Here is a 20,835-nt window from a genome sequence, read left to right as displayed (position 1 = left end):
GAAAGGTGAGCCCATCGGCTCAATCAAAAGGAGAGCCACACTCCGGGAGGGGTGTGGCCCGGAGGAACTACGAGCCAAAGCACGAAGGGACGTCCTCCAAGGCCGGAGAATAGCAGCTTGCTGGCTTGCGATCGTTGACTGAAATCAAATCCTGCAATCTTTTTCAGTTCTACGAGCAAGTTTTCTGGCTGTCCGAAAGCAACCTTGCTGGGGACCATGGTCGCGCGTCGCACCCGTCGGGCTCGGGTTTGTTTAAATGGACAAGATTGTGATCGACTGCTGACCGCGTCGTCCGGCCGGCCATGAGGATTGTGATGCACGTGCATTGGTGATTTTTCTTTTCTATTTTCCACCACCCAGTGAATGAACAAACACCGTCAACTCCTTCACGGTGGTTTCGCCTAGCCGGGCCGACCAAGCCGGCATAATGCCGTGCTTCGGCAGCGTCACTTGGCGGATAATCGCCTGCTCCCCTCGCCCCTTAAGCCAGATCGCGTCGGCGAGATTTGGTGCTCCTATCTCCTGTTTGCCCCTATCGTCTTCGCCATGACAGACAGCGCAATTGTCGAGGAAAACCTGCTTGCCGGCGCCGGCCGCTGCCGGATCGAAAACTGTGTGGGTCAAACCCCAAATATAAGCGGCCACCTGGCGTATCTGCGTGCGTTCGAGTACATCACCGAAGGCGGGCATCTCAGAGACGTGCGTCTCGGGATCTGCCTCAAAGCGGATGCCATGCGCGATGGTCTGTTGAATGGCGGGAAGACTGCCGCCCCACAGCCAGTCGTCGTCGTTCAGATTGGGAAACCCTGGAGCGCCGGTGGCACCGGAGCCATGACACGGCGCGCAGTTGACCTTGAAGGCCGACGCGCCACCGGCGATGGCAAACTCGCGCAGCGTTGGGTCGGCGTCGATTTCTTCGACGGATTTTGCGGCGATCATAACATCGAGGCGGGCCTGCTCAACCTTGGCGTTGTTAATTTCATGCTGCAGTTCCGCCCGGCTCGAAAAGCCGAGCAGTCCTTTGGTGGTATCTCTGATCAGGGGTATGGAGGGATAGGCGACGGCATAGCCGACGGCCCAGAGGATCGTGACATAGAATGTCCACACCCACCATCGCGGCATGGAATTGTTGAGTTCACGGATGCCGTCCCATTCATGGCCCGTTGTTTCGACGCCGCTGAGTTCGTCTATATGTTTGTCCGACATCTCAATCATCCTTCAGAGGTATGTCAGCGGCTTCGTTGGCGATCTTTTGGCTACCTGGCCGGAGCGTGAAGGCGATAGCCCCTACAAAAAACAAGGCCATTGCGAGGAGCCCCCAACTGTCGGCGAAGTGACGCATTGCAGTATATGTTTCCATGGTGGCACCTCAGCGATAACCGGTGGCATCGTCATAGGTCGAGAAATCAACCAGTGTTCCGAGCATCTGCAGATACGCGACGAGCGCGTCCATCTCAGTCAGCCTGGTGGGGTCGCCGTCGAAATCGCCGACCTTCGCTTTCGGATATCGCGCCAGCAGATCGGTCGTATTTGCGTTCGGATCGGCTTGCGCCCGCATGTCGGCTTCCGCATTCGCCAGCATGTCTTTGCTATAGGGCACGCCGACATCCTCGTTAGCCTTGAGATCCATGCCAATATCCTTAACCGTGACGTCCTTCTCCTTGAGGAAGGCGTAAGTGGGCATGATCGACTCCGGCACGACCTCGCGCGGGTTGGACAGATGCTGGACGTGCCACTCATTGGAATAACGACCGCCGACACGCGCCAGATCCGGTCCCGTGCGCTTCGAGCCCCACTGGAACGGATGGTCATACATGGACTCTGCGGCGAGCGAATAATGGCCGTAACGCTCCACTTCGTCCCGGAACGGGCGGATCATCTGGCTATGGCAGAGGTAGCAGCCTTCGCGGATGTAGATATTGCGCCCTGCCAGCTCGAGAGGCGTGTACGGGCGCATGCCTTCCGCCTTCTCGATCGTGTTCTGGAGATAGAACAGCGGCGCGATCTCGACGATGCCGCCAATGCTGACCACCAACAGCGACCCGACGAGCAGCAGGGTGGCATTTTTCTCGAGGATCTGGTGTTTGGCGAGTATTGACATGTTTATCTCACTCGGCAGCCTTGGCAATGAAAGCGCTCGGGATCGCGGCTTCGTCGCGCTGGCGCCCCCGGATGGTCATTGCGACGTTCCAGGCCATGATCACTCCCCCTGCCAGATAAAGAGCGCCGCCGACAGCGCGCAGGAGGTAGTAGGGGAACATCGCAGCCACGGTCTCTGCGAAGGAATAGACGAGGAAGCCCTGGCTATTGTATTCGCGCCACATCAGGCCTTGTTGGATGCCGGCGACCCACAGCACCGCCGCGTAGATAACGATGCCCAGCGTGGCGAGCCAGAAATGCCAGTTGACCATGCGGAGGCTGTAAAGCCGCTCACGTCCCCAGAGCTTTGGCGTCAGGTAGTAGATGGCGCCGAACGTGATCATGCCGACCCAGCCGAGCGCACCAGAATGAACGTGACCGATGGTCCATTCGGTATAGTGACTGAGCGAGTTGACCGTCTTGACCGACATCATCGGGCCTTCGAAGGTCGACATGCCATAGAAGGCGATCGCGACAATCATCATGCGGATGATCGGGTCGGTGCGGATCTTGTCCCAAGCTCCCGAAAGCGTCATCAGACCGTTGATCATGCCGCCCCAGGAAGGCATCCACAGCATCACCGAGAAGACCATGCCCAGCGTCTGCGCCCAGTCGGGCAATGCCGTGTAATGCAGGTGATGTGGGCCAGCCCAGATGTACATGAAGATCAGCGCCCAGAAATGGACGATCGACAGGCGGTAGGAATAGACAGGGCGGTTCGCCTGCTTCGGCACGAAATAGTACATCATGCCAAGGAAGCCGGCGGTCAGGAAAAAGCCGACTGCGTTGTGGCCGTACCACCATTGTGTCAGAGCACCCTGCACGCCCGAAAATAGCGAATAGCTCTTCGAGTCAAGGAACGACACCGGCATCGCCAGATTGTTGACGACGTGCAGCATGGCGATGGTGACGATAAAACTCAGATAGAACCAGTTCGCCACATAGATGTGCGGCTCCTTGCGCTTCAGGATCGTTCCCAGAAAGGTGACAAGATAGGCGACCCAGACAATGGTGAGCCAGATGTCGACATACCATTCGGGCTCGGCATATTCGCGGGCCTGCGTAATCCCGAGAATATAGCCGGTCGCGGCCATGACGATGAAGAGCTGATACCCCCAGAACACGAACCAACCGAGACTGCCGCCGAAGAGCCGGGCTCGGCAGGTGCGCTGGACGACATAGAAAGACGTCATTATCAACCCGTTGCCGCCGAATGCGAAAATGACGGCAGAGGTGTGCACTGGGCGCAGGCGACCGAAGTTCAGGTATGGCGCAAAGTTCAGATCCGGATAGGCAAGTTGCAGGGCGATCACGACACCGATCACAAAGCCGATCACCGCCCAAAAGACGGTCGCAATCAATCCATAGCGGATGACCTCGTCAAAATAGGCCCCGTTTTTGGGGTTGGCGCTCACTGTCGCGGGGGAAAAATCAATCCGCCGCAAAAGCAGTACGGTGCCCGCTAGCAAACAGAAGAACAGTATCCCCATGTGGGTTGCAAAAAGCTGGTCATGAGCGGCCCCCGCGCCGACCAGTGCCAAGAAAGCGCCGACCGCAACCAGCATGGTTTCAGCGGTGTAATTCATGTCATGCTTCCCAGTGCACAGACGACCACGCTACAGGCGGCCGCCTTTCTCGCCAGTTTGGGGAACTATTCGCACGTGACGGGCAATCAGTCCTTGATCTCTCTCAACGAACGCCGCGATTTTGTTTGGCGACCCACCTGATTGCATCTAATTGCGTTTTGATCACCCGCGGATGAGGCACGCCAGAAGCGTTCCCATTGAGAACGCAACCCCGAACGTGTGATTGCCGCAGTGACCTCATCGGCGATCCGCGCGCGGATGCACACCGGCGCGCATGCTTGAGGCGGAATTTGATTAAAGATTGCTCGATCTCAAGGAATGTCGGCCGGTTCGCGCCTAAAGCTTCGGACCGACAGCTAATCAGGCTATCGCGAAAGGAGATCAGAAATGCGTTTGAAAATCTGTCCTATCGTCGCAACGGCGGTGCTGACCGCGTCAGCAATGCCACTTAAGGCGGCGGATCACCAGATCCGGATGGTGAACAGAGGTACGGACGGCCCAATGGTTTTCGAGCCAGGTTTCACGAAGATCGCACCAGGCGACACGGTCACATTTATTCCGGTTGATAAGGGACACAATGTCGAAACGTTCAAGGGTTTGATCCCTGAAGGCGCGCCGGAGTTCAAATCTAAAGCAAACGAGGAATATCGCGCAGCACTCGATATACCTGGCGTCTATGTGGTGAAATGCACCCCGCATATGAGCTTGGGGATGGTGGCCCTCATTCAAGTTGGCGATAAGCCCACCAATCTCGATGCCATCAAGACTGCAACCGTTCCAAACCTCGTGCGCAAGCGTCTTGACGCCGACCTCACGCAGATTGACGAATAGTGCCGGCCGCAGGAGAAAGGAGCATGCAATCATTTGCAAATTGCCTGAGCGCCGCCATCGGCAAAGGCGACCTCGAGGCGTATGTATATAGCTACCCCCCAAAACGGACTTATAAAGAGCTTGAAAACATTCGATTGAGCGACGTGTGGGATTCAAACGACCAGGCGCCGGTATCGTTATACATACATGTGCCGTTTTGCCGATATAGGTGCACCTATTGCACGCTCTTTCTGACTACGCGGCACACGCAGGATCTTATTCGACGATATGTCGAAAAGATCTGCTGGCAGATACGCCTTTACGCAACATTCGCGGGGCACAGACCTGTCGCATCGGTCTATATCGGGGGCGGAACCCCAACTCTCCTGCCCATCGATCGGCTGGCTCAAATTTTCTCTTCCATTCGAAATGGCTTTCCAAATATAGACCGTTCAGCCGAGTTGTGCGTCGAAGGCTCTCCCGACACGGTGTCCGGGGAACTGCTAGACTTTTTGAAGAATCAAGGAGTGAACCGGATCAGCATGGGAATCCAAACGATGGATTCCGTCGAACTGAGAGCGTCCGGCCGCCCGTATCCGCTTTCTGTGTCCATTTCGGCCATTGAAGCAGTTCGCAAGCGTTTCGATAACTTCAATCTCGACTTGATCTACGGCCTCTTTGGTCAAACGCAGGAAAGTTGGAAACGCTCGCTGGAGCGGGTTTTGTCCTTTGGGCCGACAACCGTTTCGCTCTATCCGGCGGTCAGGCGGCCGCTCACTGCTATGCAAAAGCAGCAGCGATCTCAACCGCAAGAATATTTGGAAGACCGCGTCAAATACGCGATCTACGAAAGCAATGTCGATTTTATGCTGAGCAATGAGTATCGGCAGGAATCTTTCACCCGTTTTACCTGTCTTCCCGAAGGCACCAGCGCCTACGGCCAGGAAACCTCCGACTTCCTCGGTGTTCCGATGATAGGCATCGGAGCAGGTGCGCGAAGTTACAACGGAAAATATCACTACAGCCTCGACTATGCTGTCGATCTGAAGAATGTCGGCAAAGCCATCGTGGATTACATAGATCTAGAAACGACTGGTCGGAATTTGCTGAAGTACGGAGTTATATTAGACGAATGCGAACAACGTTTGAGATATTTTATACTCAATCTTACGCTCAACCAGCTTTCAGAAGCGGATTATGCACGACGATTCAAACGGGATCTCCGCGCCGATTTTCTCGAGGTGATAGATGCTCTGGAAGTCGAAGGCTGCATCGATTTGCGGTCCCACGGCGCCATCCGCCTGACCAGGAAGGGATACAAATATAGCAACCTCATAGCGCATCATCTCTTCTCGGAGCACGTGAAGATCCGGGAAGAAAGGTACGTTCCGAAATGAAAAACAGCGAGCGGTTTTGGGAACGAGGCTATTTGGATCCGAACGTCTGGACCATGGGCGGGCCAAGCCTCGAGGTCTATGAAATAGAACAGCAATTGCCAAGAAACGCGATGGTCGTCGACCTAGGATGCGGCGAAGGCAGGAACGCTCTCTTTCTTGCATTCAGGGGGCACACGGTAACCGCATTGGAACCGTCATCGAGCGCGGTCAGAAAGCTGAGATCGGTTGCAGACGAACATTCGTTGAGTATCGATGTGATCGAAGGGAAAATCGAGGATTTCGTGCCTGATCAGAGGTATGATCTGGCGCTGGCGCACTCTTCGCTGCATTTTGTGACCAAGGACGTGTGGGTTCCGTTGGTCAACGAGTTGAGACAACGGACCAACGAGAGTGGATTTCATAATTTTACATCGATTATCGGAACTTCCCGGTATCCGGTCCCCTACGAGTGCCGGCACGCGAATTCATTTGATCGGGGTGATCTCGAATCATTGTATGCAGACTGGCAGGTACTACGCTCTGATTTCTATGCGAAATGGGATTCTCATCCCGGGATTCCGACGCATGTTCACGCCGTAGAAAAATTTGTATCCAGAAAGGCAGGACCCCACGAGGCTTTGCCATTCATCAAAATCGACCTGTCGAACAGCGACGCGCTGCCTTGCGACTTGTTCGAAAAGATCCCGCTCGGGATCCAAGTTGCGGACGTCAGACCGTTATGTCCGCCGACAACGGTCAATCGGATCGAAATGCCCGGACTGAACCTTACCTCGCCAACCGAACTGACGCGCGGCTATGCTGTTGAAGAGTGGTTCTTTGGCAAGCACGCGCTTCAATTCACGCAAGGCGTGCTGACGGGTAAGTACGAGTACTTTACGCAGCCGTTCTCGTTGCAAACTGTCCAGAGGACGTCAAACGGTTATGAGGCACAAGCTATCTCGGCTCGCAAAAACTGATAGTAGCCAGGGCATACGAGGACTGCTGAGAGCATGGGGCAGAGCTGGGGGAAAAAAGACCGCGCGAGCACCGAGCAATCCAGCATAGTTAGCGGGGTGGATACTCGAATTCTCGTACTTTCTATCGCTGTGTTTATCACAGGATTGGCGGAAAACGTTTTCATCGGGGTGCTGCCGGCTGTAGCCGCCAGCCTTGGAGTAAGCGAGTCAGAAGCAAGTATCGTCATTTCAGTGTTCTCGGTCACCTACGCCTTCTTTGCACCGATAGCTGCGCTGATTTCCTATCGCTTCAATGTAAAACCGACGCTCGTCGCAGCTATATCGATCTTTGCAGGGAGCAATGTGCCGGTTGCCATCACTGGATCTGGGCTGTTCCTAACAGCCGCCTCGAGGATCATCACGGCTATGGCTTGCGCGCAAATATCGATTTGCGCCGTCAGTTGTGCAGTTCAGTTCGCCTCGGAAAGACACCGAGCTCGTGCTATAGCCGCCGTGTACCTTGGAATAAGCGGCTCGCTTTTTTTGGGGGTGCCTCTGGGCGTGTGGATCACTTATCTAATTGGTTGGCGCGCCGTAGGCCTTGCGATGATTGGGCTATCCGTGGTCACTGTATGGCTTGTGATCGTTCGGCTACCGAATGTCGGGTCGAGGAGCAAGCGCTCGCTTTTTGGCAAGCTGTATTTAGCTCATTTCCGAGATCGCCATCAGATGATGGCGCAGTGTGTTTCCATTTTGTTCATTGCAGGTCATTTCACCCTCTTCAGTTATTTGACTTCTTACGCCGCGAGCAAGGGGTTCTTCGGGCCCCACTGGGAGGCATTTCTTTACGCCGTTTTCGGGTCGTCGGGCATGGCGGGGGGCGTGCTGGCCGGTATTCTTTCTGATGTCGCAGGTCGTCGGCTCGCGCTGGTCGCCAGCCCTGCAATCTATCTCGCCACAACGTTGCTGCTATGCATGTCAGAAAGCAGCATCTTTTTTTTCGCGAGCCTGTCAATGTGGGGATGCGCGAGCTGGTCGATTTCGCCGATCGTCCAAAGCTATATTGCGGATCTCGGCCGAAGCCCTGGCGACATTATAATCGGTGCGAATGTCACCGCAATGCACATGGGCGTTGCCGGCGGTGCCGTAGTCGGCGGCAGGCTTATGGCAAATTATGACGTGTCGGTGCTGCCGATCGGAGCGGCCGGCTTGGCTACAATGGCTTTGGCCACGGCCATCTTGTCGGTCAGAAGCTCGCATTGAGAGTGCGGTTTTGGCACGTAATCGCGCTGCCTGTTCGTTGTGGTTCTTACGAACGGTCGTAGAGCCATTGCGCCGACACTCAGCATGGGCCTCGATCAAGCAGTAAGGGAAATTACCTGGCAAACCGAAAATTCCGCATTGCAGCATCGCCTTGAGGTGATGCCCCGCTCCGGCAATTGCGGTCGTGCGTTCGTCCACCGGTCTTTCTCGGGCAGCTATGGCGGCAACCGCGATTTATTCGCGGAGTACGCCCATCTCATTGCGCTTTAGAATGGCGCGAATCAAGTCTTGGCATGCTCTTTGCCTATCACACTTCCATCTCGCAGTTGCGAAATGATTTCCGCCGAGGCAGGCGCGCGCCCTGCTTCCATCCACCCCCACAATGAGGACTTGCTATGGGTGATCTACTAAAAGGAATCTCGAATTTCCGCGGTGCCGTGTTCCCGAACTACCAGGCACTTTACCGCAAGCTCGCGCAAGAGGGTCAGCAGCCGCACGCCTTGATGATTTCGTGCGCCGACAGTCGAGTCCTGCCCGAAACCATTACCCAGTCAGGACCAGGTGAGCTGTTCGTATGCCGCAATGCCGGAAATATTGTTCCACCATTTTCGACCGCAAACGGTGGCGTTTCGTCAGCAATAGAATATGCCGTCGTAGCTCTCGCGGTTCGAGACATCATCGTTTGTGGCCATTCCGATTGTGGCGCGATGAAAGGGCTCTGCCGTCCCGAATTGCTAAAATCCATGCCGAACGTCGCCGCTTGGCTGAAACATGGATACGCTGCGCATTCGATCGTTTGCCAAGCCTATCCGGCCGACCTTTCCGAACGTCAAAAGGTCCGCGCTATCGCTATGGAGAACGTCATTGTTCAGCTTGACCACCTGCGCACACATCCTTCCGTCGCAGCCAAACTTGCGACCAATGACATAACGCTGCACGGGTGGTTTTTCGATATCGAAACGGGGGAGGTGGAGGTTTACGACGGGTCGGCCGCTCGCTTCACAAAGATATGCGAGGACGGGCCCTTACCGGTCGCCGTTACCGGTCGCGATCGGCCGCAAGTCGTAGCCGCAGTTGCAGCGGAGTAGTGCCATGACCAATAACAGCTTCGCTTTTTCACGCGATTTCGCCTCGTCGCTTGTCGTCTTTTTCGTTGCTATCCCGCTTTGCCTTGGAATTGCAGTTGCCTCTGGCGTTCCTGTTGCCATGGGCCTGATATCAGGCATCATCGGCGGCATTGTGGTGGGCTTGCTGGCGGGTTCGCCCCTGCAAGTATCGGGCCCTGCCGCTGGTCTGGCGGTCATCGTCTTCGGCTTTGTCGAACAATATGGAGTGGCCATGCTCGGGCCGGTCCTGATCGTTGCCGGGCTTTTGCAGGTCATTGCCGCCTTCCTGAAGATCGGATCATGGTTTCGGGCAATCTCGCCCGCTGTCGTTCACGGTATGCTAGCCGGTATCGGCATCCTGATCATTCTCGGACAAATACACGTTCTGATGGGGGCCAAACCGGCTGCGGGAGGCATTGAAAACGTCGTGGCGATGGAACGAACATTCGGCCATCTTTGGGGGGGCGGTTTGACGAGCGAATCCGTCGATCTGCTTGTAGGTCTGATTTCCTTGCTCGCGATGATCGGCTGGGAAAAATTCGGGCCCAAGCGGCTGAAGCTGGTCCCGGGTGCGCTGGTAGGCGTTGCCATCGGAACTACATTAACGGCTGCATTGCGGCTACCGATTGCCCGGGTCGACGTTCCAGCATCTCTAGCAACCAGCATTTCATTGCCGACGGTGGAAAGTTTCGCGAATATGGCTCAGCCTGGAATCGTCGTCACAACCCTGGTGATTGCGGTCATCGCCAGTGCGGAATCATTGCTGTCGTCTGCGGCTGTCGACCGAATGCATGACGGCGCCAGCACACGCTTCAACAAGGAACTTTTTGCACAAGGTATTGGCAATGGGTTCTGCGGACTGCTCGGTGGTCTACCGATCACTGGTGTTATCGTACGCTCCTCGGCAAATATCCAAGCCGGGGCGCGCACACGGGCATCGGCTGTGCTGCATGGCGTCTGGATTCTTGGCCTTACGGTGTTGCTGCCGCAATTGCTTTCCATGGTGCCGCTGACGGCCTTGGCCGCAATACTGCTCGTGACCGGCTGGCGGCTGATCAGCCTTCATCACGTGCGCGATCTCTTCGATCATCATGGCTGGGCTCCCGTGGGCATCTGGATTGCTACCGTTACCATGGTCGTACTGCAAGACTTGCTCGTTGGCGTTACACTAGGTTTGACGCTCTCGATTTTCGAGGTCCTTCCTTATCTGCGCCGCAAGCTTGCTATCGATCGAATGGAAGATGCTGAGACGGTTCATCTGACGCTTGGCGGCGTTGCGACTTGCAGGGATGTTCCAGCGCTCCTTAATACTTTGGAATCGCTTCCAGCTGGTTGCACAGTCCGGATCGCCAGCAGCGATTTGCACTATGTCGACCATACCTGCGCAGAGACCTTACGCGATTGGCTTAAGCGGCAGAAAAATGTAGGTCGCACGGTCGATATTCAGCATCCACCCGCCGGCCGTCATCCGCGGTTGGTGCCTATCTTCAAGCGATTGACCGCCGAGACCGCCGAACCGACAGGGTAAGTGCAGGGTGTGCTGAGCAGCGGATGGGCGAAGACATTCTCGGCCATCCGCTCCTGCTGCTGGTGATCAATCGCCTCGCAAATTATATTAGGGAGCCTTGCATGTTCCTCCTGAGATTTTTTAGGTCTGTCCGCTGACGTGCTGCACTTCGCATTGCTTAGGTCGGCTCATGGTCCGTTTGAGAGCCTTTACAAGATTGCGAAGGAACAGCTCCAGTGCTTGATTGGCCGCCGGCCGTGTGGTGTTTCTGACAATTCGTGGTTCTTCCCACAAACTCGCCAATACGAATCAGGAACGTTGTGTCGGATCCATGAAGCATCGGCAGAGTGGCGCACTGGCGTCTCGCAGCATCTTATTCGGCGGGAACTCTTCATCATATTTGATCGGGATCATTTACGCCCTTGACGGGCAATCGTGAGCGTCGTGCCTTTTTAACTATCTGGTAGGCGATTGCGAGCAATACGAACCACAGCGGCGTAACCTTCAAGGCGATAGCCGTGTCCGGCTTCTGCGCAAGGGCCCACAGGATGAAGGTGAAGAAACTGAAGACCATCGCGACAGCCGCTCGTCCGCCAGGCAGTTTGAAGGTGGATTTTTCGTGCAAGTCAGGCCGCTTGCGGCGATATTGAATGTAAGATGCAAGGATGATCGACCAAATAAAGATGATAAGCACTGCAGAAACGGTCGTGACGATTGTGAAAACCTCGATGACATTATCGCCGGAATAAAGCAGTCCGATGCCCGCCAGCAGAAAGACGCACGAGAAGAACAGTGCATTTTCCGGCACTTTCCTTCGGTTTAACCTGCCGAATAGGCCCGGCGCCAGCCGGAGGGTCGCAAGTCCGTAGACCATGCGCGATGTCGAATAGATGCCTGAGTTGGCACTTGATGTTGCCGAGGTCAGCACGACGAAATTCACCATATGGGCGGCAATACCTAGGCCGGCAAGCGAAAACATAGCGACAAACGGGCTCGAGTTCGGATCGAGTTGATTCCATGGGATGACCGTAAGGATGACGAACAGGGCACCGAGATAAAAGAGTGCCACACGGACCGGAATCGAGTTGATTGCCTTCGGCAGGTTGCGGGCCGCGTCTTTGGTCTCTGCCGCGGTCATTCCAACGAGTTCGATACCTGCAAAGGCAAACACAGCAATTTGGAAACCAGCAACGAAGCCGTGGAAGCCATTTGGAAAGAAGCCGCCATACAGCCATAGATGCGAGACGGATGCCGTGCTTCGATCGGGCAGTGTGAAGCCTGTGGAAAGCATGTAAGCACCGGTAACAATAAGCGACAAAATGGTGACGATCTTGATGAGCGCAAACCAGAATTCGATTTCACCGAAATTGCGTACGGTCGGTAGGTTAAGGGCGAGAAGCGTGAATATGAGACCAAGCGCCGGTATCCAGAGCGCCAGATCTGGAAGCCAAAATGACACGTAGCTGGACACGGCGACGACGTCGGCCACCCCGGTCACAATCCAGGAGAGCCAGTACGTCCAGCCGGTAAAAAACTGCGCCCAGGGGCCGAGATAATCCCCGGCGAAATCCGCAAACGAACGATAGTCCAGATTGGATAGCAGAATTTCTCCGAGCGCACGCATGACGAAGAAAAGCATGAAGCCAATGATCGCATAGACCAGCAAGATCGAAGGCCCGGCGAGCGAAATGGTCTTTCCCGATCCCATGAAAAGACCGGTTCCAATTGCGCCTCCGATGGCTATAAGCTGGAGGTGCCGGTTGGAAAGATGACGTGCAAGATGCACATCCTCTTTTCGATGAGAATCTACGGAGTTCCGTGGTGCTACATTCATTGAGTACCTCTCGTCATTCACGATCGACGCGCTGCTGATCGGCCAAACCTCACGGCTCCAGCAGACAACATCATCCAAGTCAGCTAGCCACTGGCACAGCTCGCGCCAGACGACGAAGACCCGACGTTCAGCACGGCATCATCGACAGGTCAGCCGAGAAAACGCGTGGTTATACCCGCTTGAATGCCACAACGGCATTCGTGCCACCCATGGCGAAGGCGTTGCTCAGCGCTACGTGTACCTTCCGCTCGCGCGACACATTGGGAGTAAAGTCGAGGTCGCAAGCGGGATCCGGCTCGCGGTAATTGGCTGTGGGGGGCACGACGCCCTCGCGCAGAGCCATCACACAGGCGATCATCTCGAGCGCGCTCGACGCGCCGAGGCAATGTGCGTGCACGGATTTGGTTGAAGAGACAGACATCGAATGGGCATGATGCCGGAAGACGCGTTTGATCGCTTCAGTTTCGATCTGATCGTTGGCTCTGGTACCAGTGCCATGCGCATTTACATAATCCACGTCCTCAGCATTCAACTCAGCATCAGAAAGGCAGGCTCGCATCGCGGCCACCGGCCCTTCTACGGCAGGCGCAACGATGTCGAATGCATCGGCGGAAAGACCAGCGCCGGCGATTTCGGCAAGAATTGTGGCACCGCGCCGTGTGGCATGCTGATAGCTTTCCAGTACCGCCATGGCCGCACCCTCGCCTAATACCACGCCTCTTCTGTCGGCGGAGAAGGGTCGGCAGGTATCGGGTGCAAGTATACGCAGCGCTTCCCATGACTTCAGCACGCCCCACACGAGCGGGGCGTCGCTGCCGCCGGCCAGCATGACGTCGGCGCGGCCAAGTCTAATCTGATCCACCGCCGAAGCGATGGCATGATTGGCCGAGGCACAGGCGGACGTAACGCCGAAAACCGGACCGCGCAAGCCAAGGCTCATGCTGACCTGAGCGGAGGCAGCACTTGGCATAACCTTGGGTGCAGTAAGGATGGCAGCCCGGCGAGCGCCATCTAAAAGAAGAGCACGATAGTTTGCTTCGATCGCTTCCCATCCGCAGACGCCGACACCTACTGCCGCGCCGATGCGACAGGTGTTTCCGTCGTCAATGGAGAGTTCGGCATGTCTTGCGGCTTCGCGTGCAGCAATCACGGCAAGCAAGCTGAAGCGGTCCATCGAATTGGACTGCTTCGAATTTAGGCCATGCTCCGGTAGCGTCTTGATCTCGGCGCCGATTACGCCCTTCAACTCGTGAAGTTCTGAATTGGCGATTGGGCCGATAGCTGAACGCCCTTCGCGCATTGCTTCCCAGATGGAGGCGTGATTGGTTCCGAGCCCGCACAGGCCCCCAATTCCGGTGATAACGACGCGCCTGTCCATTCAAGCCTCCCTTGCTATCAAAGCGCGAACCGCTTCAATAAGATCGCCGACACTTTTAAGATTTGCCCAAGCTTCGGCGGTGTTAAACTCGATACCGATGTCATAGGCTTGCTCTAGATCCCAAAGGATATCCGCCAGTGTTATCGAATCGATACCGAGCGAGGTCAGCTCAGTCTCAGTCGTTACTTCGTCGTCGCTCAAGGAGGGATCCCTGTCGGTGCCATACGCAGCGGCGTTCTTCTTGATCATGGCGATGACGTTATCTGCGATTTGATCTGGCATATTGTCTCCTATCGATTTTTGTTTAGACGCACAGGTGGCACTAGGGAGCGTGCCCCTTCCCTCGAAATGGAAAGAGTGCATTGGCCAAATATGCTCTAGCGAGCGCCCCTGATTAGCCTCTCAGCAAGATTGGTCTGGCGAGCGATGATCTCAGATCCTTCATAGGAAAGGTGGCCGCTATCTCGGTAAAGGAATTTGCCGTCAATTTCGGTTTTGCATGTTGTGCCGTCGCAGAGAAAGTCGTAGTAGGAAACGACTTCTACGTCGGCCGTCAGCGCCACTTCGTTTAATAGCTCGAGGGTACGGGCGCGTCTGCGACGGTATTCACTGACGTCTATTTTGCAGTCGCTGTAGCGCCCAAGCATAATGCTCCCCCTCGCCTTCCTCTCAAGGCAATCGCCAATGTCGAAGTTTCCGACTGGCGGAGGAGCAACCACAACCACGCGCTTCCCCAACGCGCGAACACCGTCGACGAGGGCCTTAATCCCCTCAACGGTTATCAACTGCGAGACCTCGGTATCGGTGAAAGTCTCACCGCTCCTCTTCAGCACCATAAATTCATTCGATACCAGCGTATCGAATGGGCTTGAAATAGCCACCGTACTGATCTCCGGCCGATTTTTCAAAACGGCCAAAACACGGTCATTGAAGTCAATACAATCCCTGCCGAACGCACGAGAAAAGGGTGAGGCTAACTCCTTCGAAACCGCAGCAACGCCGATGGCGGGGAAGCATCCACTCATTGTGAGCTGAGCTAGTCCGCTTTCGCCGATTGTCTTGGCTAAGCCGGGAACCAGCGCCATGGCAAATGAATCGCCCCAGACCAGCAATTCTGGTCTGGTTGTGGTCTGGCAGCTCTTGGGGATGTCCAGAGGAGGCGGACCCGGTTTGAAATCACACGCTCTAGCGAGACCGTAGTTGATCCGCCGGATGGTGGCAAAATCAAACTTGTTCTCGGTTGTGGCAATGGCAACAGAGGGCGAGAAGGCGAGGAGGACCGATGCGGCCGCCAATCCTGAGACCAGCCTGAGACGAGACATGACATATCCCCGGCGGAATGGCTCCTCCACGAACGAGTAAAGCGCCCAGCTTCCAATTAATGAGAAAGCAATGGCCGCATAGATCGCAAGCGCCGGAGGCTCCGCCAGCCAAACAGCTCTGACATAGACAAGCACGGGCCAGTGGATCAAATAAAGCGAGTAAGAGATGTCACCAATCCTCGCCACGCCTCGCACGACCAAGTTGTCACGGGTGGGCGCAAGCAGGAGAGTCAGAGTTGCCAAGCAAATCAAAGCGGCATCCACGACTGGATGAGCGAAACCCATCGGGGCAAGGAGTAGAAGCGCGAGTGCTGGGAAGCGTAACTTCACAAGCGCGGCAGACACTACAGGCTTCGTGGGAAGCAATGCGCCAAGTGAACCAATGGCCATTTCCCAAGATCGGGTCGGCAGAAGATAAAACACAGCAGATGGATTCCGGGCGACCAGATAAAAACATAGCGCCAGGCTAGCGACAAGGAACGCCGCTATTCCGATGAGCCACCATCTCCTCGGCGCCAAAGCCAAAAAGAGTGGCAGCAGCAGGTAGTACTGTTCTTCGACGGAGAGCGACCAGAAATGCAGGAGGGGCATCGTTTCGGCGGCCGGCCCGAAATAGTCCACTTGGAACCAAAGAACGATGTTACTGGAAAATGTGAGGGACCCTATGACCTGATTGCGGAACTCCTGCAGCCCAACGTCCGAGAGAAAAAATGGCGCGGCGACCGTCGTAAGCGCAATGACGATGTAGGCCGCCGGCAACAGACGCTTCGCACGTCGGTAATAAAACTCTGAAAAGCTGAAGCACGATTGCTCAAGCTGCGTCCGGACTAGCTTGGTGATCAAAAAGCCGGAAATTACAAAAAAAACGTCAACGCCAAGATAGCCAGCTGTAAACGGCCCAATACGTGCATGATAGAGGACGACCAGCAAAACAGCCAAGCCACGCAACGCTTGGATATCAGTTCGAAATTCACGCGGCATTGGAGGGACCTGATGTAATTCTCAATCAATCGGATTCGCGATGGTTTGGCGGCCGGGTGGCTTTTTAGTTAGGCTTCCCAAGCAAGCCCGGGCTGGATCAACTCTGAAGTTGACCATGAGCGCGGTGTTGCCTAGCCACCCGACGTATACGGCGCATTGGTAAGCCGGGCGCGTCATAGCTCCGGTCCATTACGATCGATCATCGAACCAGAAGGCCAATCGGACATTGATCGTGCAATCGGCAGAACGACGACAAGTGCGTCATCGATACGTGTCGGCGGCTTATCGAGACGCGGCTCTTGTAAGGTGGAGCGCACGCGAACGTGCGAAAAAACCGTCACAGGACCGTAACGGCCGAACCTCTCGATATGTCTTTGCAACTCCGGTCGAACCGTGCCGAACGCAAACGGAACGGCGAGATCCTGGAGTGTTGGAAGCATGGCTCGGATTGAGTGGCTGACTCCGAGTCTTTCAAGATCGGTGCGTATCCCGTACAATCCCAACTCAGCCACCGGCAAGTCGATTCCGTCAATCTTAATGAAGCGACGTAGCACTCCCAGATGAGCCGCGATCCCGTCAGCGTCATAACCGATGAGGCGAAGCTCGGGTCTCGCGCCGGCCCAGCTTCGACTGCCCTCGAATGGTTTTGCATTAAAGGCCCCGGTTGGCCCATAGGTCGTCCGAAAGAATTTGGCGAGTTCGACATGATCGGCAAGCTCCAGATCGCTTTCCCAGCATAGTCTCCACCGCATTTGAGAGTGCATGCAAAGATCTCCTCTTCCGAGTGTTTTTTGAAGCAGCTATGCGATGAAAGTCACCGGGTTGAGGGCGCCTAAAAACATTCGCTGGCGCGCACTTTAGCCCTCACCCCCATAGGGTCGCTCTTGGCGCTGGGTTCCTTACTGTTGGGCTTTGCAACCAAATACCTGTCCATTCGCGAACCGCTTGCGATAGCCGTCAAATATTTGATAGCGATCAAACGATACTGCTTTAATGGATCATACCGCTCAATTCGTAAAATCGATTATTTGGATGTAGTGCATTCAAGCGATGGATGGGTTCCATCCGCTAAGTGCGACTAAAACCGTTGTTGAACTCAATGCGCTTCACAATTATTCGAAGCACCATAGTCGTTGATGGCGATTGGCCAGCAGTGCTGGCAATTTCGCGAATGGACGTGTAAAAGCGCTTCTGCATAAGGGTACGGGACGAAGAATGGACGAAAGCATTAGGATTGATAACCGGGGTGACTTTGGCATCTGGGCGATTGAGGTTGCCAAGCAGATTGTCGGCGAACAGGGTTTTGATCTGGCCAAAGCGGCGCGTGATGGAACGGAAGACGCAGTCCGAGAGGCGGGCAATGCACTCGGACAGGCTATCACCAACGCGCTCATGCAAGTCTATGACGGCCTCCTTGAAGGCGCGCCAGACTAGGTTACGCAACGTTTGAAGGCTTAGCAATTCGCCTCCGGAGACACCTGGTGCGAACATGTGCTGCCTTCACCAATTATCTTCGGCAACGCTGATTAAGAACGCCGCAGGTTTGGTTCTGTTGTCCCGGGATGAGCTTTCGTCGGCAGCACAAGACGGGCCGAGCAATGGGATCAAAAGCGACATACGGCTGGCGGCGCAGTCCATGATTCACTCTGGCATTCGCCGGCTGTGGCGTGGTTGATCCCATAGACACCGATTGCTGCTGGGTCGGCGGACTGGAATTGCCCCCTGCATCCCTGCTCTCGATCGATGAGGTTGCCCTGTCATTACCACGTGGCAAGCAATGACAGGGCGGGTGCGCTGACGCGGGTGGCATTGGTGCGCCAGCGACAGGGCGCCTGGTCTATATCAGACAATCGGCACGGGAGGAATCCTGTTCGCGAAAATATGGCGGAGCAATGCAAATATCTCAAGGTTTGCCTGCCCTTGTGCTTCAATCCGACTGCACCGCAGTTCTCCGCTGCGGTTGGCGTGGGAGGCTTATGAAATGGTTGAATGGTGCGCTTTCCTTCCGTGAAGCGCTCAACGATCCAGAAAAGAATACAGGACGTTCCTGCGTTCGATATTGCGAACTATCTTTGTCAATCGGCGCTACTCCGGTATCCTCAACTGCCATGGCCTTCTTGCCATCCAAAATTGAGGTGAATGTGTGTCGTCCTTTCACGTAAGACGGCCTCAAAAGCCGGTATATCCACCGAATGAATGAATGGCATCCGAACAATCAATTTTACGAACCTGGCAAAGGGAGGCATTAACTATCGATCCGATAAGCATCCCAACTGTCGATTACATATGCAAAATTACGAGTTTCAAAAGCATGCTCTAAGAATTGCAAGCTTATCACCTGAGAGCCCGAGGACCGAAATGCCATCTCGTCTTTGTCGACGAGTCTTGCAGTCGCCTGAGAGGCGTCTGAACATGCAACTGATGCCTCGCTTGAGAAAGGTTGCGCCCGAAAAAACCTAGGCGAAGGAGATCTTTGCATGCACTCTCAAATGCGGTGGAGACTATGCTGGGAAAGCGATCTGGAGCTTGCCGATCATGTCGAACTCGCCAAATTCTTTCGGACGACCTATGGGCCAACCGGGGCCTTTAATGCAAAACCATTCGAGGGCAGTCGAAGCTGGGCCGGCGCGAGACCCGAGCTTCGCTTCATCGGCTATGACGCTAAGGGTATCGCCGCTCATCTGGGAGTGCTACGCCGCTTCATACGGGTTGGTACAACCGAACTGCTAGTGGCAGAGCTCGGACTATATGGCGTTCGTCCCGATCTTGAGGGGCTAGGGATCGGCCATTCAATGCGCGTTAGGCCCGTACTGCAGGATCTCGGTGTTTCATTCGGTTTCGGCACAGTCCCGCCCGCATCGCGCAATCATATTGACGGATTTGGGCATCACGGCCCGGTAACGCTCTTGTCGGGGATTCGTGTGTGGTCCACCCTCCCGGAGGCGCACCTCGACAAACCGTCCACGAGCATCGATCAACCGCTCGTCCTCATTGTACCAGCTGGACGGCCGCTGGCCGATTGGCCCGCTGGCACGACGATCACTCGAAATGGGGCGAAGCTATGACGCACCAAGCCTTTACGACGTGCACCGAGCATGCGCTGACGGGATTGGCCAGCGCATGTGTCTATTGAATGCGATGGAATACTAAACAGCTGTGGATGGCCATCATCGTAAGCCATTACGGCCACTCAAATGACAGCACTTCTTCTCACCTCGGTCCATGCAATTCCGCCTTGCGCGAACTCAACGACGAGAAGCTAATGCCTAGCTGCGCACCGATCCCACAATTAGGCGCTCGACCAGACATGATTTGACACGTGCGGCATCAGGTTTCGGTTCGCGCGTTTATGATCAACAACGAGTTCGGCTATTTTACCGAAGCGATCGAGCACAGATCGCCCGAATCAATTGCCCCCAACAGTTTGTTGTTGCCTGCGAGAGCGGGGCTGCATACCTCTGATACGCTTTCTCGTATGAGAAGGACTTTCACCGTAGTTTGCCTTGTACATCGCCGAGAACCGTCCGAAGTGAAGAAATCCCCATTTCAAGCAAATTTCTCTCGTTGTGTGCCCGTTCGCCGGATCAAGTAAATCCACCCGCGCCGCCCGCAAACGAAGCATCGCCAAATAAGCGGCCGGCGTGGTCTCCCGGAAAGCACGGAAGCCGAGTTGCAATGCGCGGGTCGACACCCCAGCAGCCTTCGCGACCATCGGCATTCTGATCGGCTGGCTGATATTGGCTTCCATAAATTCAATCGCGCGCCGGACATGTCTGGGCGCTATCATGTAGGGCTTCCTGTCGAGCAGGTGGGAAAGCTTGTGCGGGACAAGGCGCACGATCAGGTCGGCCAAAGCTTGCGTGACGTGTGCCATTGCGATTGGGGATCGAACCGAAGGATCGCGCAACCCACGAATGACGGTCTCCGCAAGAGAGCCGATCATCTGACCGGCCGACGTCGACATTTCCAATTCCGGCAGAAGGTCCAATGATCCACTGAATGGCGTCTCGAAGGTTTGATCGAGCGTCTGCAAAATCAAATTCCAGTCGAGCAAAAGTTCGTCGATGAGGTTTGCTCGGCCGTACATCACGACGCTCTCTGGCTCAAGATTGTTATATAGGAGCAACTTACCGTGTCGAGCGGTGGCTTCACGTGAGCCGTAGGTTACTCCCATGCCTCCGCTACGCGGTAGCACAATCGACAAATGCTGCACGGCGTTGATGGTAGGCTGAATCTGAAACTCAAACTCGTGTTGATGAAAACCTTTGATCACAGTGGCATAGTCGCAGCTCGAAAAATCCAGCCTCCATTGGAAATCATCTACAGGGCTGACAAGCGCGGCTTTATATTCGCCAAAAGCAGTACCGAGTGTTTCGATCATGCCATCAAATGACGATCCACCACGCTTAAATGTCAAATGTGGGTTGCTGCTATGCGACATCCGATATGCCTGTTCGTGGTTGCAATTGGGATACTACACTCTTTGAGAGCCTTAATTTGCGCTTAGCCGCCGCGGCTACGATTTCGGCTCATACGGCCGTGAGGCCTTAGGGAAGTCCATCCACGCCTCGCGTCGT

General features: G+C 55.3%; 18 protein-coding genes. 8 read left to right on the top strand and 10 right to left on the bottom strand.

The genetic code is table 11. The features are described from left to right. Positions 1–342 precede the first annotated feature (342 nt). From ccoP to ccoN, 4 genes are read right to left on the bottom strand one after another with little or no spacing between them, the layout of a single operon-like run. Positions 343–1,206: a cytochrome-c oxidase, cbb3-type subunit III gene (ccoP, locus tag NXC24_RS22420; RefSeq protein ID WP_104825659.1), complete on the bottom strand. Its 864-nt coding sequence runs from the start codon at positions 1,204–1,206 to the stop codon at positions 343–345. A gap of 1 nt (position 1,207) precedes the next feature. Next, complete coding sequence (locus NXC24_RS22415; RefSeq protein ID WP_104825658.1) at positions 1,208–1,360, bottom strand: cbb3-type cytochrome c oxidase subunit 3; 153 nt, start codon at positions 1,358–1,360, stop codon at positions 1,208–1,210. Positions 1,361–1,369: 9 nt separating this feature from the next. Further along, positions 1,370–2,101: a cytochrome-c oxidase, cbb3-type subunit II gene (gene ccoO / locus NXC24_RS22410; RefSeq protein WP_104825657.1), complete on the bottom strand. Its 732-nt coding sequence runs from the start codon at positions 2,099–2,101 to the stop codon at positions 1,370–1,372. A gap of 7 nt (positions 2,102–2,108) precedes the next feature. Beyond that, positions 2,109–3,725 (bottom strand): cytochrome-c oxidase, cbb3-type subunit I, encoded by a 1,617-nt coding sequence (gene ccoN / locus NXC24_RS22405; protein WP_104825656.1) that lies wholly within the window; start codon positions 3,723–3,725, stop codon positions 2,109–2,111. A 387-nt stretch (positions 3,726–4,112) separates the two neighbouring features. Here ccoN and NXC24_RS22400 point away from each other — a divergent pair, with 387 nt between their 5' ends. From NXC24_RS22400 to NXC24_RS22370, 6 genes are all read left to right on the top strand, one after another. Further along, positions 4,113–4,556 (top strand): pseudoazurin, encoded by a 444-nt coding sequence (locus tag NXC24_RS22400; RefSeq protein WP_104825655.1) that lies wholly within the window; start codon positions 4,113–4,115, stop codon positions 4,554–4,556. A 23-nt stretch (positions 4,557–4,579) separates the two neighbouring features. Beyond that, positions 4,580–5,932: an STM4012 family radical SAM protein gene (locus tag NXC24_RS22395; protein ID WP_104825654.1), complete on the top strand. Its 1,353-nt coding sequence runs from the start codon at positions 4,580–4,582 to the stop codon at positions 5,930–5,932. Then, positions 5,929–6,888, top strand: a complete 960-nt coding sequence (locus NXC24_RS22390; protein ID WP_104825653.1) for a class I SAM-dependent methyltransferase — start codon at positions 5,929–5,931, stop codon at positions 6,886–6,888. The genes NXC24_RS22395 and NXC24_RS22390 overlap by 4 nt, the downstream gene beginning before the upstream one ends. A 33-nt stretch (positions 6,889–6,921) precedes the next feature. Continuing rightward, positions 6,922–8,130: an MFS transporter gene (locus NXC24_RS22385; RefSeq protein WP_104825652.1), complete on the top strand. Its 1,209-nt coding sequence runs from the start codon at positions 6,922–6,924 to the stop codon at positions 8,128–8,130. A 395-nt stretch (positions 8,131–8,525) separates the two neighbouring features. Next, the gene (locus NXC24_RS22375; protein WP_104825650.1) at positions 8,526–9,218 is read left to right on the top strand and encodes a carbonic anhydrase; all 693 of its coding nucleotides are present in this window, start codon (positions 8,526–8,528) and stop codon (positions 9,216–9,218) included. A 4-nt stretch (positions 9,219–9,222) separates the two neighbouring features. Continuing rightward, a complete protein-coding gene (locus tag NXC24_RS22370) occupies positions 9,223–10,764 on the top strand; it encodes a SulP family inorganic anion transporter (protein WP_104825649.1) in 1,542 nt (513 codons plus the stop codon). A gap of 373 nt (positions 10,765–11,137) precedes the next feature. Here the strand turns inward: NXC24_RS22370 and NXC24_RS22365 are convergent, their stop codons facing one another. From NXC24_RS22365 to NXC24_RS22345, 5 genes are all read right to left on the bottom strand, one after another. Then, a complete protein-coding gene (locus NXC24_RS22365) occupies positions 11,138–12,577 on the bottom strand; it encodes an amino acid permease (RefSeq protein WP_104825648.1) in 1,440 nt (479 codons plus the stop codon). Positions 12,578–12,746: 169 nt separating this feature from the next. After that, positions 12,747–13,955 carry a beta-ketoacyl-[acyl-carrier-protein] synthase family protein gene (locus NXC24_RS22360; RefSeq protein ID WP_104825647.1) on the bottom strand — a complete coding sequence of 403 codons (1,209 nt, stop codon included), beginning with the start codon at positions 13,953–13,955 and terminating at the stop codon, positions 12,747–12,749. Continuing rightward, positions 13,956–14,237, bottom strand: coding sequence for an acyl carrier protein (locus tag NXC24_RS22355; protein WP_104825646.1), 282 nt, complete (start codon positions 14,235–14,237; stop codon positions 13,956–13,958). 95 nt (positions 14,238–14,332) lie between these two features. Continuing rightward, entirely contained in the window at positions 14,333–16,258 is a 1,926-nt protein-coding gene (locus NXC24_RS22350) for an acyltransferase family protein (protein ID WP_104825645.1), read from the bottom strand. Between the two features lie 173 nt (positions 16,259–16,431). After that, positions 16,432–17,022: a NodA family N-acyltransferase gene (locus tag NXC24_RS22345; RefSeq protein ID WP_104825644.1), complete on the bottom strand. Its 591-nt coding sequence runs from the start codon at positions 17,020–17,022 to the stop codon at positions 16,432–16,434. A gap of 451 nt (positions 17,023–17,473) precedes the next feature. Here NXC24_RS22345 and NXC24_RS22335 point away from each other — a divergent pair, with 451 nt between their 5' ends. Further along, the gene (locus tag NXC24_RS22335) at positions 17,474–17,692 is read left to right on the top strand and encodes a hypothetical protein (RefSeq protein WP_104825642.1); all 219 of its coding nucleotides are present in this window, start codon (positions 17,474–17,476) and stop codon (positions 17,690–17,692) included. 1,043 nt (positions 17,693–18,735) lie between these two features. Then, positions 18,736–19,323 (top strand): NodA family N-acyltransferase, encoded by a 588-nt coding sequence (locus tag NXC24_RS22325; RefSeq protein ID WP_104825641.1) that lies wholly within the window; start codon positions 18,736–18,738, stop codon positions 19,321–19,323. 341 nt (positions 19,324–19,664) lie between these two features. Here NXC24_RS22325 and NXC24_RS22320 read toward each other — a convergent pair whose 3' ends face one another. After that, entirely contained in the window at positions 19,665–20,699 is a 1,035-nt protein-coding gene (locus NXC24_RS22320; RefSeq protein ID WP_104825640.1) for an AraC family transcriptional regulator, read from the bottom strand. Between the last annotated feature and the right edge of the window lie 136 nt (positions 20,700–20,835).

Origin of the sequence: Rhizobium sp. NXC24, from assembly GCF_002944315.1 — a bacterium.
Classification (GTDB): domain Bacteria; phylum Pseudomonadota; class Alphaproteobacteria; order Rhizobiales; family Rhizobiaceae; genus Rhizobium.
This window is presented reverse-complemented; position numbering and strand designations above follow the sequence as displayed.

Excerpts from the sequence above, each read along its gene's own strand:
- NXC24_RS22375 (WP_104825650.1), top strand. The coding sequence starts at position 8,526 with ATGGGTGATCTACTAAAAGGAATCTCGAATTTCCGCGGTGCCGTGTTC.
- NXC24_RS22360 (WP_104825647.1), bottom strand. The coding sequence starts at position 13,955 with ATGGACAGGCGCGTCGTTATCACCGGAATTGGGGGCCTGTGCGGGCTC.
- NXC24_RS22325 (WP_104825641.1), top strand. The coding sequence starts at position 18,736 with ATGCACTCTCAAATGCGGTGGAGACTATGCTGGGAAAGCGATCTGGAG.
- NXC24_RS22390 (WP_104825653.1), top strand. The coding sequence starts at position 5,929 with ATGAAAAACAGCGAGCGGTTTTGGGAACGAGGCTATTTGGATCCGAAC.
- ccoN (WP_104825656.1), bottom strand. The coding sequence starts at position 3,725 with ATGAATTACACCGCTGAAACCATGCTGGTTGCGGTCGGCGCTTTCTTG.
- NXC24_RS22320 (WP_104825640.1), bottom strand. The coding sequence starts at position 20,699 with ATGTCGCATAGCAGCAACCCACATTTGACATTTAAGCGTGGTGGATCG.
- NXC24_RS22355 (WP_104825646.1), bottom strand. The coding sequence starts at position 14,237 with ATGCCAGATCAAATCGCAGATAACGTCATCGCCATGATCAAGAAGAAC.
- NXC24_RS22345 (WP_104825644.1), bottom strand. The coding sequence starts at position 17,022 with ATGCACTCTCAAATGCGGTGGAGACTATGCTGGGAAAGCGATCTGGAG.
- NXC24_RS22400 (WP_104825655.1), top strand. The coding sequence starts at position 4,113 with ATGCGTTTGAAAATCTGTCCTATCGTCGCAACGGCGGTGCTGACCGCG.
- ccoO (WP_104825657.1), bottom strand. The coding sequence starts at position 2,101 with ATGTCAATACTCGCCAAACACCAGATCCTCGAGAAAAATGCCACCCTG.
- NXC24_RS22395 (WP_104825654.1), top strand. The coding sequence starts at position 4,580 with ATGCAATCATTTGCAAATTGCCTGAGCGCCGCCATCGGCAAAGGCGAC.
- NXC24_RS22365 (WP_104825648.1), bottom strand. The coding sequence starts at position 12,577 with ATGAATGTAGCACCACGGAACTCCGTAGATTCTCATCGAAAAGAGGAT.
- NXC24_RS22350 (WP_104825645.1), bottom strand. The coding sequence starts at position 16,258 with ATGCCGCGTGAATTTCGAACTGATATCCAAGCGTTGCGTGGCTTGGCT.
- NXC24_RS22385 (WP_104825652.1), top strand. The coding sequence starts at position 6,922 with ATGGGGCAGAGCTGGGGGAAAAAAGACCGCGCGAGCACCGAGCAATCC.
- NXC24_RS22415 (WP_104825658.1), bottom strand. The coding sequence starts at position 1,360 with ATGGAAACATATACTGCAATGCGTCACTTCGCCGACAGTTGGGGGCTC.
- ccoP (WP_104825659.1), bottom strand. The coding sequence starts at position 1,206 with ATGTCGGACAAACATATAGACGAACTCAGCGGCGTCGAAACAACGGGC.
- NXC24_RS22370 (WP_104825649.1), top strand. The coding sequence starts at position 9,223 with ATGACCAATAACAGCTTCGCTTTTTCACGCGATTTCGCCTCGTCGCTT.
- NXC24_RS22335 (WP_104825642.1), top strand. The coding sequence starts at position 17,474 with ATGGACGAAAGCATTAGGATTGATAACCGGGGTGACTTTGGCATCTGG.